Genomic DNA, 15,083 nt, shown 5'->3' with positions numbered 1-15,083 from the left:
CTTGCGAGGGCAATCGCGATCGGTCAAAGCCGACAACGCCCATGGCTACGCGAATGCAAGCCCCTGCCTCACTTGGTGTGATGCTAGGGTGAATCACAGTTTCGCGACAAGCTGCCGCAGGCCATCAAACCAGCTACTTTAGTCTAAACGGTCGAATTCGTTCCTGATCCTAAGGGCTTACGGCCCGCCTCTCGGAGACTCTCTGTGAATAACATCCGCTCCACGCTCGCGACTGTCTGGCGGATCGCGGCTCCCTATTTTCGTTCCGAGGACAAATGGGCGGGGATCGGACTGCTCACGGCGGTGATCGCCATCGAACTGGCGGTGGTCGGTCTCAGCGTCCTGTTCAATCGCTGGAACAACACCTTCTACAACGCACTGCAGGACAGAAACCTCGACGTCTTCACCTATCAGCTCGCTTACTTCAGCGTGCTTGCGGCGATCAACATCGCGCTCAAGGTCTATCAGCTCTACCTCAACCAGTGGCTCCAGATCCGCTGGCGGCGCTGGATGACCGAGCGCTATCTCGGCAACTGGCTCGCCGATGCCAACCACTATCGCATGCAGCTGCAGGGCGACGCTGCCGACAACCCGGATCAGCGCATCGCCGAAGACGTGAAGCTGTTCGTGGAGAAGACGCTCGACATCGGTATCGGCCTGCTGAGTTCGGTCGTCACACTGTTCTCCTTCGTGATCATCCTGTGGGGCCTGTCCGACGCAGCGCCGCTGCATGTGTTCGGTCGGGATATCCCGATCCCCGGCTATCTCGTCTGGGGCGCGCTCGTCTATGCCGTCATCGGTACTGCGCTGACCCACTATATCGGCGCGCCATTGATGGCACTGAATTTCCAGCAGCAGCGCTATGAAGCGGACTTCCGCTTCAATCTGGTGCGTGCGCGCGAAAATGCCGAGCAGATCGCTCTGCTGCGCGGCGAACCGGTTGAGCGCCAGCGACTCTTGACCCGCTTCCAGCTGGTCGTCGGCAACTGGATCGACATCATGCGCCGCACCAAGAAGCTGACATCCTTCACGGTCAGCTATCAGCAGATCGCGATTATCCTGCCCTATGTTCTGGTCGCGCCAGCCTATTTTGCGGAGAAGGTCCAGCTCGGTGCCGTGATGCAGACCGCGGATGCGTTCGGCACCGTGCAGGGTGCGCTTTCATTCTTCGTCACAGCCTATCGCACACTGGCGGAATGGCAGTCCGGCGTGATGCGCCTTGATGGCTTCGAGACAGCCATTGCCAACGTACAGGCGCTGACGACCAAGGCCGATATCGTTCACGCCACTGAGACCGGCGCCGGTGACATCGCGCTGAGCGATCTGACGCTCACCCTCCCCAATGGCGCTCCCATGGTGCAGACGCCGGGCTTCAGCTTCCGCCGCGGGGAACGCACGCTGTTTACGGGCCCATCGGGCTCCGGAAAATCCACGCTGTTTCGCGCCATCGCCGGCATCTGGCCGTTCGGCAAGGGCAAGATCTCGATCCCCGCGGATGCGGCGATCATGATGCTGCCGCAGCGGCCGTACTTCCCGGTCGGTACATTGCAGGATGCGGTGGCTTATCCTGCCGGGACCGATGCATTCAGCCCACAGGAGGTCGCCGACGCCGTCAGGTCCGTGGGTCTGCCTGCGCTGGCGACCCGGCTTGACGAAGATGGCCACTGGAATCGCATGCTGTCGCTCGGTGAACAACAGCGTCTCGGCGTCGCCCGCGCGCTGCTGCAAAAGCCGCAATATCTCTTCCTTGACGAGGCTACCGCGTCGCTCGACGAACCATCGGAAGCGGCTTTGTACCGGCTCCTGGAAGACAAGCTGCCTGGCACGACCATCGTTTCGATCGGCCACCGCAACACGCTCGATGACTTGCATCAGCGCAAGGTGTCGCTAACGCGGTCCGGCGATCACTTCGCGCTGGGAGATGCAAGGGCCAGGACGGAAACCGCCTGAGGCGTGACACGCCCCGCTAAAGCCAGTGCCGCGGCCAGTCGCGGCCTGCCGCATAGCGATGCCAGACAAACGTGAAGCTCGCGAGCAGCAGCGCGCCGACCAGCACCGGCGCGAGCAGGAACGTCCACGGTAGTGCGTGAGACACGACAAGCAGCGGGTTGATCCCGGCAGGCGGGTGGAATGTGCCGGTCACATACATCGCCAGCACAGCGAGGCCGACTGCCATGGCAGCGGCCCAGGCATGGGGGCCGATCAGCTTGAGCACAGCGAGCCCTACCAGCGTCGCGACGATGTGTCCGCCGACCAACGCGCGCGGCTGCGCCGGTTCGGCTTCCGGAGAGCCGATCACGAGGACGATCGAGGTCGCAAAAGGAATGATGACCAGCGGATAATGCGCAACCGCCGAGAAGAATTCCATCACACCGATGGCAATCCCCGCCCCCAGCCCGGCAACGGCGCCGGCCAGCGCATTGCGATGATTGTTCCGACGGATCGTCTTCGCTGCGCGCCGCAACCAGTCCCGGGTCATGGAAGCCCTATCCCAAAAGAAAAGGGGCGGCAGATTGCTCTGCCGCCCCTTCGATCTCAGTCGAAGTTCTTACTTCAGGTTCGACATCGCGGTCAGGTCAGCCGAGAGCTTGACGATGCCGGTCGCGCCGCACCAGCTGGAGCTAGCACCACCCGGGTTGATCGCGGTGATGTTGTTGACGCCCGAAGCCGTAAAGTCCGAGGTGAAGGCGTTGCAGTCACCCTTCGAGAGGTTGGTGTCCGAGTAGCGCAGGTCGAGCGTGAACACCTTGTAAGTGAAGCCAACGCCAATGTTCCAGGTGTTGTAGTCGGCATACTTGATGCCGCCCGGGAACGGACCCGCAAAGCCGGGGTTGGTGAAGGTCGTGCCGTAGAAGGAGTCCGAAGTGCCCAGCCACTGGCGGCCGAACTCACCCGAAACATACATGCCGAGACCAGTCGAACCGAACCAGGTCGATGGAGCGATCGCCTTACCGGTGATCGACGCGTAGGTGCCCTCAGCGCCGGTGTTCAGGAAGTTCGGCGAGTAGTAGGCGTTACCGCCAAGCGAGAAGTAGTCGTTAAAGGTGTAGTTCACCTTCGCGTAGCCCTCGTAGAAGCTCACATCCTTCTTCATGACGTTCAGAGCGGGGAGAGCAACGTTGGAACCGACCGGGCAAACGCCGCCGCCGCCGATGGTGCCGTCGATGCACTGGCCGCCCGGATAACCGTAGTACCAGAAGCCGAAGTCGAACGCTGCGGCACCCCAGGTCGGGCGGATACCGAAGTAGCCGTCGATTTCAAGCGCTGCACGGTTGGTGAAGGAGATGCTCGAAGCTGAGGTACCGATGTAGAGCTGCAGGTCCTTGTTGACGTTGTAGCGCGGCTCGAAATAGGCCGAGACCGACGGCTTGTTGTTCGACTGGCTGATGCCGCGGAACAGGTAGTTATTGGTGATGGAGGCGCCGAAGGCGATATCCCAAGGATCGTAGGCAGCCACGATCGGCGGCGCCTTCTTGTACAACTTCGCGCCCAGATCGGCTGCGGAAGCCGAGCTCATCCCCATGGCGAGCACCGCAGCAGAGGCGACAACAATTTTCTTCATGACATTCCCCATCACTTTTGAAACCAGAGGCAGTTCCGTGTCCGAAAGACGGCGAGACCGCGAAATTCATCGACTGAACGCAACTTTGAGGCGCAAAGCCGGAGTGGTGAAGGAAAAAAAACGAGCAAGTGCCGCCTAAATAGGCGTTCTGACGTTTCCGTGAGAGGTTGTGGCGCGGTGTTGCAAAAGCACAACGTTTTTGGAGGGATTCCAGCCCGAAAATACCACCACGGGGAATTACCACTGACTGGGAATTGTGGATTGCCGTCCCTGGAGCGGTTAACAGCTGCCCGTCAGGGCCTCCGGGCCAACGATCACTCGAATCGCCTGCAAATTCAGGACACCCGGGCATCGGTTGAAATACGCATGCGCGACAGAGCCTGACCAAGCAAAAACCGCAGCGGCGAGCGCTGCGGTTTTCCGGAGTTTATTGGCGAGTCAGGAACGCGGACTTAATCCGGTTCGACTATCTGGTTTCGTCGTGATCGGGCGACGTATCGCCAGGAGATTCGATTGCCGTCGTCTCGCCTGAAGAATGCCCTTCGACCGGTGACGGATCAGGCTCCGGCGTCGCCCAGCTCGGTGTCTCAGCGATTGCCGGTGCGACCGGCTTGGGCTTGGGAGCACGCGGCTTGCGCGGCGGCTTCGGCGGCAGCGCAACCGGCGCTGGAGCTTCTGTCACAGCGGGTGCGGGCGCCGTGCTCGACAACAGCGTAGAAGGAACCTTCACGGACTTCTTGGCAGCTTTCTTCGGTGTTGCTTTCTTGGCGGCCTTTTTCGGCGCAGCCTTCTTCACTGCCTTCTTGGCGGGAGCTTTCTTCGGCGCCTTCTTGGCAGACTTCTTCGCGGCTTTCTTGACAGTCTTCTTGGTGGCTTTCTTGGCCGCCTTCTTCACCGTCTTCTTGGCTGATTTCTTCGCAGCCTTCTTGGCCGCTTTCTTCACAGCCTTCTTCGCGGATTTCTTGACTGACTTCTTGGAGGACTTCTTCGCGGGTTTCGCCGCCGTCAAAAGCTTCTTCTGCTTTTTCTTGTCCTTCTTCGACTTCTTGCCTTTAGCCATCGTGGTCCTCCTGTTGGCGCCGATCCAAAAGGGACCGGCGTTTCAAGTCTTCCGCGCCAGCGCGGGGCCAGTTTAACGCGGGGCCGTTGTCACAATTAGATCAGTTCAATCCTGGCCTGGGACCGCCTGTCGCCCAATCGAGTAGCTCAATCGTATGTACGACCGGGACTGACGTCCCTCCGGCGATCTGAACCATGCAGCCGATGTTGCCGGCAGCGATGATATCCGGCTTGACCATCGCGATGTTGGCGACCTTTCGATCGCGCAACCGGCTCGCAATATCAGGCTGGAGAATGTTGTACGTCCCCGCCGAACCGCAACACAAATGGCTCTCTGGGATATCTTTCACCACGAATCCATTCTTGGAAAGCAATTCTTTGGGAGCCTGTGTGATTTTCTGCCCATGCTGCAGCGAACACGCCGAGTGATAGGCGACGACGAGGTCGCTTTGTTTGTCAGGCTTTGGGAGATCCATGGAGCTGACATACTCGCTGATATCCTTCGCCAGCGCAGAGACCTTGGCCGCCGGCGCGGCGAACTCCGGGTCCTCGCGCAGCATGTAGCCATAGTCCTTGATAACGGTTCCGCAGCCGGACGCGGTGACCAGAATGGCGTCGAGACCGCCCCTGTCTGCCTCGCCGAGCCAGACGCCGATATTGGCCCTGGCCCGCGCCAGCGCATCACCGTCGCGGCCGAGATGATGGGTCAGCGCACCGCAGCACTGTTCGTCCCGGACCAGCACGACCTCGACGCCATGTCGGGTCAAAAGGCTGATGGCGGCCTGGTTGATCCGCGGCGCCAGCACCTGCTGGGCGCAGCCCTGCAGGAGTGCGACCCGGCCCCGGCGAGCGCCAACGGCGGGAAAGACGCTGCCGCCGGACGGGCCAGCGGCGGGGAGCTGTGCCGGCGCCATGGTCAGCATCGCCTTTACGCGGCTAAGCAGGTTTGGGTTGGATTGCTTGCTGGTCGAGGGCAGCAGCGCCGCCAGCGGCCGCGCCAGCCGGGCCATGATCATGCTCAGGCGAAACAGACCGGGACGCGGCAGCACCCAGGCCAGCACGTCACGCAGCAACCGCTCGGAGAGCGGCCGGGTATAGTCCTTCTCGATCTTGACCCGCGCCTGATCGACCAGATGCATGTAGTTCACGCCGGACGGGCAGGTCGTCATGCAGGCGAGGCAAGAGAGGCAACGATCGACATGCTTGACCACCTCCTGAGTCGGCTTCTGATCCTTTTCCAGCATCTCCTTGATCAGGTAGATGCGGCCGCGCGGACTATCGAGTTCGTCGCCGAGCAGCACATAGGTCGGACAGGTCGCCGTGCAGAAGCCGCAATGCACGCATTTGCGCAGGATCTTGTCGGCCTCGGCAATATCCGGATCGGCCAGCTGGGTCGGGGTGAATTCGGTTTTCATGTCGCAAGTCTTTCAAGTACCAAGGCCACGCGACATCCGGCCGCGATTGAGAATGGTCTTCGGATCGAAACTGTTGCGCACGCGTTCGCCGAGCGCCGCGATGCCCTTGGGCTGCGGATGAAACACATCGACCGCACGGCGCACATCTTCCGGCGCGCGGATCAGCGTCGCATGGCCACCGGCCGCATTGACCAGCTTGCGGAGCTGCGTTGCCTGCGCATCAGCCGATGGCGGCAGTGCCGCCCAGATCAACCCGCCGCCCCAGTCATAGACGACCTCGCCTTGCGATCCCTTGGCGATGGCCTGGCCCAGCGCACCGCCCGATGCCGGCGGCGTCACGATGCGCCACACCGGCCACATCGCACGCGGACCGCTGGCCGCGAACGGCGTCACATCTCGGACACCCGCCCACAGTGCCACGGACTGAGCGTCTTCAAGTATCTCGGCCACGCCGAATGACTTCAGCGTCGTGCTCAGTGACACCGCGCGCTGCGACGCGGACGCGGTGATGCCTTCAAGGCGGATCAGCGTCACCGACTGGTCGGACGACGCGATCTCGCCAAGCGCACCCAGCGTGGTACGTAACGCCGAGCCCGGCAGATGCGCGGCACCTGAGACATCGAAGGGCGACCCCAACGCCGCGGTCATCGCCTTGTTAGCTGCGATATCATCGAGCCCGCTCAGCACCAGCGTGCGCTCGCTCTCCGCGCGCGGCATGACCTTGAGGGTCACCTCCGTCATCACGGACAGCGTGCCCCACGCGCCGGCGAGCAGCTTGCAGACATCGTAACCGGTGACGTTCTTCACCACCCGGCCGCCGGCCTTGTAGCTGTCGCCGAAGCCGGACACCGCATGCACGCCGAGCAAATGATCCCGCGCACCGCCGGCCTGAATGCGCCGTGGCCCGGCGAGCCCGGCGGAAATCATGCCGCCGATGGTGCCGATATCCGGCGTCCCCAGGAGCTGTGACGTGTTCATCGGCTCGAACGAAAACTGCTGATTCTTGGAATCGATCAGCGACAGTACATCGGCCATCGGCGCGCCGGCCTGCACGGTGAGGATCAATTCGTTCGGCTCATAGGACGTCACCGCATTCAGCGCCGACACGTCGAGCACCGCATTGGTCGCAATGGGCTGGCCGACCATGCGCTTGCTGCCATGACCGATGATTTCCAACGGCTGCTCGCTGGCAATTGCCGCGCGCACCGCCTGCTCGACGTCCTGAGCGTCGCGTACTTTCAAAATGTCCACGATAGATGCCCTACACGCTGTAGATTCCCTCCCCCCTTGCGGGGGAGGGTTAGGGAGGGGGGTAGCCACACGCTCCGGAGATTGGGGTTACCCCCCTCCCCGGCCCTCCCCCGCAAGGGGGGAGGGAGCACTTTGTCCGCGCGTGCTGCAAAAGCAGATGGCACGACTAACTTCACAGTTCTCATCATCAAAATCGCGGCAGATCGGGAAACGCCAGCTTGCCGCCATGCACATGCACGCGGCCAAGTTCGGCGCAGCGATGCAGCGTCGGAAACACCTTGCCGGGATTGAGCAGACCCTGCGCGTCGAACGCGCATTTGATGCGCTGTTGCTGATTGAGATCGACCTCGCTGAACATCTCCGGCATCAGGTCGCGCTTCTCGATGCCGACCCCGTGCTCGCCGGTCAGCACGCCGCCGACCTCGACGCACAGCCTCAGAATATCTGCACCGAAGTCTTCCGCGAGCTGCAATTCGCCGGGCTTGTTCGCGTCATACAGGATTAACGGATGCAGATTGCCGTCGCCGGCATGAAACACGTTGGCGACGCCGAGGCCGTATTTGGCTGACATCTCCTTCATGCGGCGCAGCACCAGCGGCAAGGCCGCACGCGGAATCGTGCCGTCCATGCAGAGATAGTCCGGCGAGATGCGCCCAACTGCAGGGAAGGCTGCCTTGCGGCCAGACCAGAACAGCAGGCGTTCCTGTTCGGAGGTCGATATCTGGCAGGTGGTCGAGCCGCAGCCGAGCGCGATTTTCTCGACGCGCTTGATGAGTTCGTCGACTTCGACGCCTGGGCCGTCGAGTTCGATGATGAGCAGTGCTTCGACATCGAGCGGATAGCCCGCATGGACGAAGGCTTCGGCCGCATGGATCGCCGGCTTGTCCATCATCTCCATGCCGCCGGGAATGATGCCGGCGCTGATGACATCGGCAACGCACTGGCCGGCCTGCTCGACCTCGGCAAAGCCGATCATCAGCGCACGCGCCGTTTCCGGCTTCTGCAGGATGCGCACGGTGATTTCGGTGATGACGCCGAGCAGACCTTCGGAGCCGGTAATGATCCCCATCAGGTCGTAGCCCGATGTCTCTGCGGTCTTGCCGCCAACGCGAATGACTTCGCCCGACATCAATACGATCTCGCAGCCGAGCAGATTGTTGGTGGTCATGCCGTATTTGAGGCTGTGCACGCCGCCGGAATTCTCCGCAACATTGCCGCCGATCGAACAGGCAATCTGCGATGAGGGATCCGGCGCGTAGTAGAAGCCCGCATGCGCCACCGCCTGGCTGATGGCGAGATTGGTGACGCCGGGCTCGACGACGACGGCGCGGTTGTCGAAATCGATCTCGCGCACGCGCTTGAACTTGCCGAGACCAAGCAGTACCGCGTCGGCCAGCGGCAGCGCGCCACCAGACAGCGACGTGCCCGAACCGCGCGGCACCACCTTGATGCCGTTCTCGTGACAATATTTCAGAACTTTTGAGACTTGCTCAGTCGTATCGGGCAACACGACAACCATCGGCGGCTGGCGATAGGCCATCAGCCCATCCGACTCATAGGGGAGCATTTCGGCCGCGCTGGAGATCACCCCCTCGCCCGGCACCAGCTTTCGCAATGCAGCGATAATGGCCTCGCGCCTTGCGAGGACAGCCTGATCCGCCGCCGGCATCATGATGGTCATTGAACGCGCACTCCCGAAGATCGCAGCGATCACTCGGCTGCTTTGCCATGAATCAACCACGTCCGTGTGGCTTTGGGTAGCTTACCAAAGCATGACGCGTCGCATGGTGCCGGAACGCGCGGCAGCCGCCATCGCACTTGTGGACTACTCGGAGCGTGTGCAACAAACTAAGCTGGAAAGCCAACCAACAAAAAGAGCCATCCATGAAGTCTGTCACTTTCGGCGCCCTGATCGTTCTTGCCGCCTCGACCGCCTCCTCCTTCGCACTTGCACAGGACGTCGCCGCCGGGAAATCCTCCTTCAACAAGTGCCTCGCCTGCCACGCCGTCGGCGAAAACGCCAAGAACAAGGTCGGTCCGGAACTCAACGGGTTGAACGGCCGCAAATCCGGCATCGCCGAGGGCTATTCATATTCGGACGCCAACAAGAATTCCGGCATCACCTGGGATGAAGCGACGTTCAAGGAATACATCAAGGACCCGAAGGCCAAGATCCCGGGAACCAAGATGGCCTTTGCCGGCATCAAGAAGGAATCCGAGGTCAACGATCTCTGGGCCTTCCTCGCGCAGTTCGACAAGGACGGCAAAATCAAGCAGTAAGCGCTGAAGCCTTTTGTTTTGGCGCGGTTTCTTGGCGCGAACCGCTACCAACCTCGCTTGAAAACGCGCTACGCGCCGGCGGCCATCTTGGTCGGCAGTACGGCCTGTACCACAAGCCCGCGGGCGCGGGCATCCATCACGCCAACGGCGCGCAGCGCCAGCAGCGTGACGGTTTGCACCGCGTCGCGCAGCTTGGCCTGATCTTCGAGATTGTCCGGCGCCATCGGCCCGACCAGCGCTTCATGCAACGCGCCGAGCAGTGCGGCGGCCGCGAGCGCCGTATCCTGCGCCGGCAAATGACCGGCGCGAATAGCGGCCGAAATGCGGGATTCGATTTCGCCGGCAATCTCGCGGCGGCTGGCCAGTCGCGACTCCGTCACATCGACCTCGACCGGCTCGGCCAGGATGCCCCACGACAATTTGCGGTGAGAGACGACATGCACGGCCACCGTGGTCACCGCAGCAGCGAGCGCCGATGACGGTCCCGGCGCGGCATCCGCAGCCCGGCGGATCGCGGCGAGTTCGTCGCGCGAAACGTCAGCGATAAGTTCGGAAATCAGGTCGGCTTTGGACGGGAAATACCGATAAACCGTGCCCGCCGCGACATTGGCGCGAACCGCAACGGGTGCAATCTGAACCGCCGCCATGCCACCTTCGGCACAGGTTTCGCGGGCCGCCGCCAGAATGGCGCTGCGCCGCGCCGCAAGTCGCTTCACGACTTGATGGGTCCGTCGGTAAACCATGAGCGTTCTCGTCCCCGGCACCCCCTTAGCCAGCCTGACGGCTGTCACAAATAAGGCGCGTAACTTCAAGGTTTTGAGCGAGCTTGAGGGTGCCCGCGATAAGAACTGAACACTAATTCAGACTCGTTGACAAGGTGTTTCACGCATAGCGGGATTCAACTTTTCGGGTAGATCCAGGTGTCCAGTCCCGAGGTCAAGTGGAGGGAGATCGAGGCTGAAGCGGTCTGGCTTGTCCGCTCGTACCTTGCAGATAGCGTCATCGGATGTGAGGCCACTTAGGGTCTTAAGGCGTCTAGCGTAGTTGTCGGCATCAAGGAATGCGGCGAGGCGATCTTCCAGCTGCCGGTGGCTCTCATAGTGGGTAGCGCTGACGCCGGCCTCCTTGAGTGGGCGGTTCATCCTCTCGACCTAGCCGTTGGTCCAGAGGTGGTCGGGCTTGGCCATGCTTCTGCGATCGAGCGCACGGTCGTCGGCGCCTTCGGCGCATCGTGGAGGAAGGCGCGTTTACATCACTTGGCGACCAACCGGTGGCGACACTTGGCGACCAACCGGTCTCTCGATCAGCTGCTCACTCGATCAGAAGTTGCTGAAACGCAAAATTATCCCTTTCGGATCAGGGTACCGGGTCATTTGATAGTCAACCAAGAGCGGGATGCCATGAAGGGGCTGTGGAGCGATCTATCGGCGGAGGTCCGAAAACTCAGCATTAAGGAAACGGTTTACGTACTCGTTGCGACTTTCCTGACGCTGATTCTCCTGCTGGTGTGCCTTGCGGTCTATTCCGCTCGCGGACAGCACGCCTATCAAGAGAAGCTGGATATCTCGTCGCGCGCGGCCCTGAACATCGAGCGGGTCAACGCTTTGATCTATGCCGCGGTGATGGAATCGCGCGGTATCTATATGTCAGCTGATCGTGCCAAAGCGAAGACGTTTGGCGATAGCCTTCTCAAGCGAAACAGAGAAATCGAGCGGGTCGTCGCGGAATGGGAGCAGATTGTGAGCGACGATGACGCCGCGCAGTTTGCCGTTTTCAAGAAACGCATCGACCAGTTTGTCGGTTTCCGCGATGAACTCGTTCGCCGAGCCAGGACGATTGATCCAGCCGCCGGTCGCGAATGGGGCGATAACGATGCCAACCGCACCGTGCGTATTGCGCTGAACGAAGACCTCGAAACTCTCGCAAAGGTTTATGCGAGTCGTGCCAAGGATGTTGCGGAGCTTGGCAAGCATGGTGAACTCGTCTCGTGGTATCTCATCGCGTTAGGCATCGCGGCAATGGCGATGGCAGCTTTCGTTGCGCTATTGATCCTCAAGTCTATCGTGCGTCCACTGTCGGACATTACCCAAACCACAGACAGAATCGCTTCCGGAAAGATCAAACTCGCGATTCCGCACATTAACCGCCAGGACGAGATCGGCCATCTCGCTCGCGCCGTTCGGAACTTTCAGGACGCGGTAGGTCAGATCGAAGAACTTCAAGAGCAAAACCTCGCACTCGAAGGCGAGCGCGAGGTTGTCGCCAAGGCGCGCGACAGTTTGGAAGACAGGTTTCACACGAAAAAATGGCAGCTGGACGCGGCCATCAACAATATGGCCCAGGGCTTGATCATGCTTGATCGATCCGGCGGGATTGTTCTTGTCAATGATCAGTACAGGAAGATGTATCGCTTGCCGCCAGAGGTGATACGCCCCGGCTGTTCCCTCAAGGATGTCCTGAAGCACAGGGCCCAGATTGGATTGTTTACGGGCGACATCGACGGTTACATGAGCATGATCCTGACCCGGATCGCCGAGAGAAAACCAGCCGTCCACGACATCGAACTGGCGGATGGGCGGATCATTAGCGTTTCGGAACGGGCGATGGACGGAGGTGGATGGGTGGCGACCCACCAAGACATCACCATCCAGCGTCAGGTTATGAAGGCACTCGAAAGGACCGAGCAGTTCCTAGCGACGGTTATCGAAAACGTGCCCGAGGCGATTATCGCCAAGCGAGCGCGCGATCTGAAGTATGTCTTCGTCAATCGGGCCGCAGAGATACTTTACGGCCTCCCGCGATCCGAAATCATCGAGAAGACGGCGCATGATCTTTTCCCCAAACAGACCGCTGAATTGATTGAGCGTCATGACAAGCAGCTGCTGGCAGAAAATCGCGAAATTGAGGCCGGCACCCACACAATTGAAACGCCTGGCAACGGCGTGCGGATTGTTTCGGTAAAGCGGCTTCCGATCGCCGGCAAGGACGGCGGTTCCCATTTCTTGCTGAGCATGATCGAAGATCACACCCACTTAAATTCAAGCGCTGCCTGAATAACGTCGTAAAGCGTCGAGCTTGAGGGGTCACGACTACCGCGGCGCAAGAAGATCCGAAGCGATGACGTCGGTAGGGCTTCGGCGCCTCGCGAATCCAGGAAGCTCGCTGGAGCCGATATAACGACTAGCCGCCAAAACCGAGCGCCCGGGCGGCCGCGGCTACCGCCATGCCGGTGATGACGGCAATGAAGTCGTTGCGGCGGATGATGGTCACGGCCATCGCGGCGAGGATCGCGAAAACCACCACTGGCCCGCCATTGACGGCCACGGGCAGCGCGGCGGCGACGATGATCGAGCCCGGCAATGCATCGAGCATCCGCCGCACCCGCGGCGTGACATTGACGTAGCCCATCAGCCAGTAGCCTCCGAGGCGCGAGGCCACTGTTACCGCGGTCATGACCGCAAAGGCGACCATCACGTCGCTGCGCAAAAATTCCGTCATGCGGACACACCCGCCGGATGTTGCGGTTCGGGTTCGTCCATGAGCCCGGCACTGATCGCTCCCGATAGCGCGCCGGCGATGATGAACCACCAGCCCGGCACCAACCAATGCACCGCGAGGGCAACGACGCCCGAGACGACCCAAGGGATGGCACGGCGGGGGCCCTTCCAGGCAGGCACCAGCATCGCGGCATAGAAGGCCGGCATCACCAGATCGACGCCATACTTTCTCGGGTCCGTGAGTTGTTCGGCCAGCAGGAAACCGGGGATGGCCGAAAACAGCCAGGTGAAATACAGCACGATACCGCCGCCGAGATAGAACGACGCATCGGCCCCGCCGTGATCGCGATAGCGCATCGCGGCGAGCCAGCCGCCATCGGTGACCAGCAGCATCGACGGGTAGGCTTGCCAGGCCGGCAACGTGCCGAACCACGGGCGCAGCGTCGCGCTCATCAGGAAGAAGCGGATATTCACGGTGAGTGTGAGCAGCGCCAGCGTCGCGATCGCGCCCGGCGTCAGCACATCCGGCCATGATTGCACCGCAACAAATTGCGATAGCCCGCCATAAACCGTCGCCATCATCACTTCGACTTCGGCAAGCGAGAGGTTCTTCTGCGCACACAGCGCACCGAATGCCATGCCAAAGGCCAGCGTGCCGGGCAGCATCGGACCGATGGCAATGATGCCAGGCACGATGGCGGCCTTCGACCAATAGGCTGGTGCTTTAGGGATGTGGGTGGCGTGCATCGACTGATCCGCGTGATGCCGAAAGGCGAGATCATGCCTGCGGGCATCACGCGATCAGGTCAAGCGATGCGGATTCATATGCGCCATGCAGCGGCGGATATGAGACCAAAGACTACTCCCAGTTCAGCGCGCCGCCGTTCTGGTATTCAATCACCCGGGTCTCGAAGAAGTTTTTCTCCTTCTTCAGGTCCATGGCTTCCGACATCCACGGGAACGGATTTTCCGTCTCAACGAACACCGGCGCGAGGCCGATCTGGGCGCAGCGGCGGTTGGCGATGAAGTGCATATAGGTCTCGCACAGCGCCGCATTCAGTCCGAGGAAGCCGCGCGGCATGGTGTCTCGCCCATAGGCCGCCTCGAGCTCGGCCGCGGTGCGGATCATGTCGCGGATTTCCTCCTGGAACGCTTTGGTCCAGAGGTGCGGATTCTCGATCTTGATCTGGTTGATGACGTCGATGCCGAAATTCAGGTGGATCGATTCATCGCGCAGGATGTATTGATACTGTTCGGCGATCCCGACCATCTTGTTGCGGCGGCCGAGCGACAGGATCTGCGCAAAGCCCGTATAAAACCACATGCCTTCGAAGATCACATAGAACGCCACGAGATCGCGCATGAAGGCCTGATCGGTCTCCGGCGTGCCGGTCTTGAAGTCGGGATCGTCGAGATGCTGGGTGTGCTTGAGCGCCCAGGCGGCCTTCTCGGTGATCGACGGCACCTCGCGATACATGTTGAACAGCTCGCCCTCATCGAGGCCGAGACTCTCGACGATGTACTGGAAGGTGTGCGTATGCACCGCCTCCTCGAACGACTGCCGCAGCAGATATTGCCGGCATTCCGGATTGGTGAGGTGGCGATAGATCGCCAGCACGATATTGTTGGCGACGAGGCTCTCCGATGCGGCGAAAAAGCCGAGATTGCGCTTGATGGCGCGGCGTTCGTCTTCGGTGAGGCCGTCACGCGACTTCCACAGTGCGATATCGGCCTGCATCGAGACTTCGGTGGGCATCCAGTGATTGTTGCAGCCGGCGAGATACTTCTCCCACGCCCATTTGTATTTCAGCGGCAACAGCTGATTGACGTCCGCGCGGCAGTTGATCATGCGCTTCTCGTCCACCGAGACGCGGCCGCCGGAGCGATCGATGGTGCCGAGGCCGGTGGCGTCGGTGGGAGATTGCGGGATCGGGATGAAGGCGGGGGTTTTGGGAGCGGATGAGGTATCGGACCAGTCGAGCATGGGTGTTCCTTGCGTATTTGTTCGGCCCTCATGGT

At 61.1% G+C, this 15,083-nt stretch carries 13 protein-coding genes and 1 pseudogene; 3 read left to right on the top strand and 11 right to left on the bottom strand.

Features of this window, described 5'->3' with window-relative positions; translation table 11 throughout:
• The first annotated feature begins 204 nt into the window (after positions 1-204).
• Positions 205-1,950, top strand: coding sequence for an ABC transporter ATP-binding protein/permease (locus tag SFY93_RS09895; protein WP_320446954.1), 1,746 nt, complete (start codon positions 205-207; stop codon positions 1,948-1,950).
• A gap of 16 nt (positions 1,951-1,966) precedes the next feature.
• Here SFY93_RS09895 and SFY93_RS09890 read toward each other — a convergent pair whose 3' ends face one another.
• The 6 genes from SFY93_RS09890 to SFY93_RS09865 form a co-directional block, all read right to left on the bottom strand.
• Positions 1,967-2,479, bottom strand: coding sequence for an HPP family protein (locus tag SFY93_RS09890; protein WP_320446953.1), 513 nt, complete (start codon positions 2,477-2,479; stop codon positions 1,967-1,969).
• 69 nt (positions 2,480-2,548) lie between these two features.
• Positions 2,549-3,562 (bottom strand): TorF family putative porin, encoded by a 1,014-nt coding sequence (locus tag SFY93_RS09885; RefSeq protein ID WP_320446952.1) that lies wholly within the window; start codon positions 3,560-3,562, stop codon positions 2,549-2,551.
• Positions 3,563-4,028: 466 nt separating this feature from the next.
• Positions 4,029-4,622 (bottom strand): hypothetical protein, encoded by a 594-nt coding sequence (locus SFY93_RS09880; protein ID WP_089261941.1) that lies wholly within the window; start codon positions 4,620-4,622, stop codon positions 4,029-4,031.
• Positions 4,623-4,722: 100 nt separating this feature from the next.
• Positions 4,723-6,036, bottom strand: a complete 1,314-nt coding sequence (gene glcF / locus SFY93_RS09875; protein ID WP_320446951.1) for a glycolate oxidase subunit GlcF — start codon at positions 6,034-6,036, stop codon at positions 4,723-4,725.
• Positions 6,037-6,048: 12 nt separating this feature from the next.
• Positions 6,049-7,287, bottom strand: coding sequence for an FAD-binding protein (locus SFY93_RS09870; protein WP_320446950.1), 1,239 nt, complete (start codon positions 7,285-7,287; stop codon positions 6,049-6,051).
• A 187-nt stretch (positions 7,288-7,474) separates the two neighbouring features.
• On the bottom strand, positions 7,475-8,968 hold the full coding sequence (locus SFY93_RS09865; RefSeq protein ID WP_309947417.1) for an FAD-linked oxidase C-terminal domain-containing protein: 1,494 nt from the start codon (positions 8,966-8,968) through the stop codon (positions 7,475-7,477).
• Positions 8,969-9,171: 203 nt separating this feature from the next.
• On the opposite strand from SFY93_RS09865, the gene cycA reads away from it, so the two are divergent.
• Positions 9,172-9,567, top strand: coding sequence for a cytochrome c-550 CycA (cycA, locus tag SFY93_RS09860; RefSeq protein ID WP_320446949.1), 396 nt, complete (start codon positions 9,172-9,174; stop codon positions 9,565-9,567).
• 68 nt (positions 9,568-9,635) lie between these two features.
• Here the strand turns inward: cycA and SFY93_RS09855 are convergent, their stop codons facing one another.
• Both SFY93_RS09855 and SFY93_RS09850 read right to left on the bottom strand, forming a co-directional pair.
• A complete protein-coding gene (locus tag SFY93_RS09855; RefSeq protein WP_089261951.1) occupies positions 9,636-10,310 on the bottom strand; it encodes a TetR/AcrR family transcriptional regulator in 675 nt (224 codons plus the stop codon).
• A gap of 264 nt (positions 10,311-10,574) precedes the next feature.
• A pseudogene (locus tag SFY93_RS09850) lies at positions 10,575-10,739 on the bottom strand (IS481 family transposase); the annotation flags it as partial.
• A gap of 228 nt (positions 10,740-10,967) precedes the next feature.
• Here SFY93_RS09850 and SFY93_RS09845 point away from each other — a divergent pair.
• Positions 10,968-12,620 (top strand): PAS-domain containing protein, encoded by a 1,653-nt coding sequence (locus SFY93_RS09845; protein ID WP_320446948.1) that lies wholly within the window; start codon positions 10,968-10,970, stop codon positions 12,618-12,620.
• A 127-nt stretch (positions 12,621-12,747) separates the two neighbouring features.
• Here SFY93_RS09845 and SFY93_RS09840 read toward each other — a convergent pair whose 3' ends face one another.
• The 3 genes from SFY93_RS09840 to SFY93_RS09830 all read right to left on the bottom strand — a co-directional run bounded on the left by SFY93_RS09840 (position 12,748) and on the right by SFY93_RS09830 (position 15,048).
• On the bottom strand, positions 12,748-13,065 hold the full coding sequence (locus SFY93_RS09840; RefSeq protein ID WP_089261953.1) for a branched-chain amino acid transport AzlD family protein: 318 nt from the start codon (positions 13,063-13,065) through the stop codon (positions 12,748-12,750).
• Complete coding sequence (locus tag SFY93_RS09835; RefSeq protein WP_175366434.1) at positions 13,062-13,811, bottom strand: AzlC family ABC transporter permease; 750 nt, start codon at positions 13,809-13,811, stop codon at positions 13,062-13,064. Before SFY93_RS09835 ends, SFY93_RS09840 begins: the two co-directional genes overlap by 4 nt.
• A 112-nt stretch (positions 13,812-13,923) precedes the next feature.
• Positions 13,924-15,048: a ribonucleotide-diphosphate reductase subunit beta gene (locus SFY93_RS09830; protein ID WP_120288541.1), complete on the bottom strand. Its 1,125-nt coding sequence runs from the start codon at positions 15,046-15,048 to the stop codon at positions 13,924-13,926.
• Positions 15,049-15,083 lie beyond the last annotated feature (35 nt).

The organism is Tardiphaga sp. 42S5 (genome assembly GCF_034044155.1).
Taxonomy (GTDB): Bacteria; Pseudomonadota; Alphaproteobacteria; order Rhizobiales; family Xanthobacteraceae; genus Tardiphaga; species Tardiphaga robiniae.
This window is presented reverse-complemented; position numbering and strand designations above follow the sequence as displayed.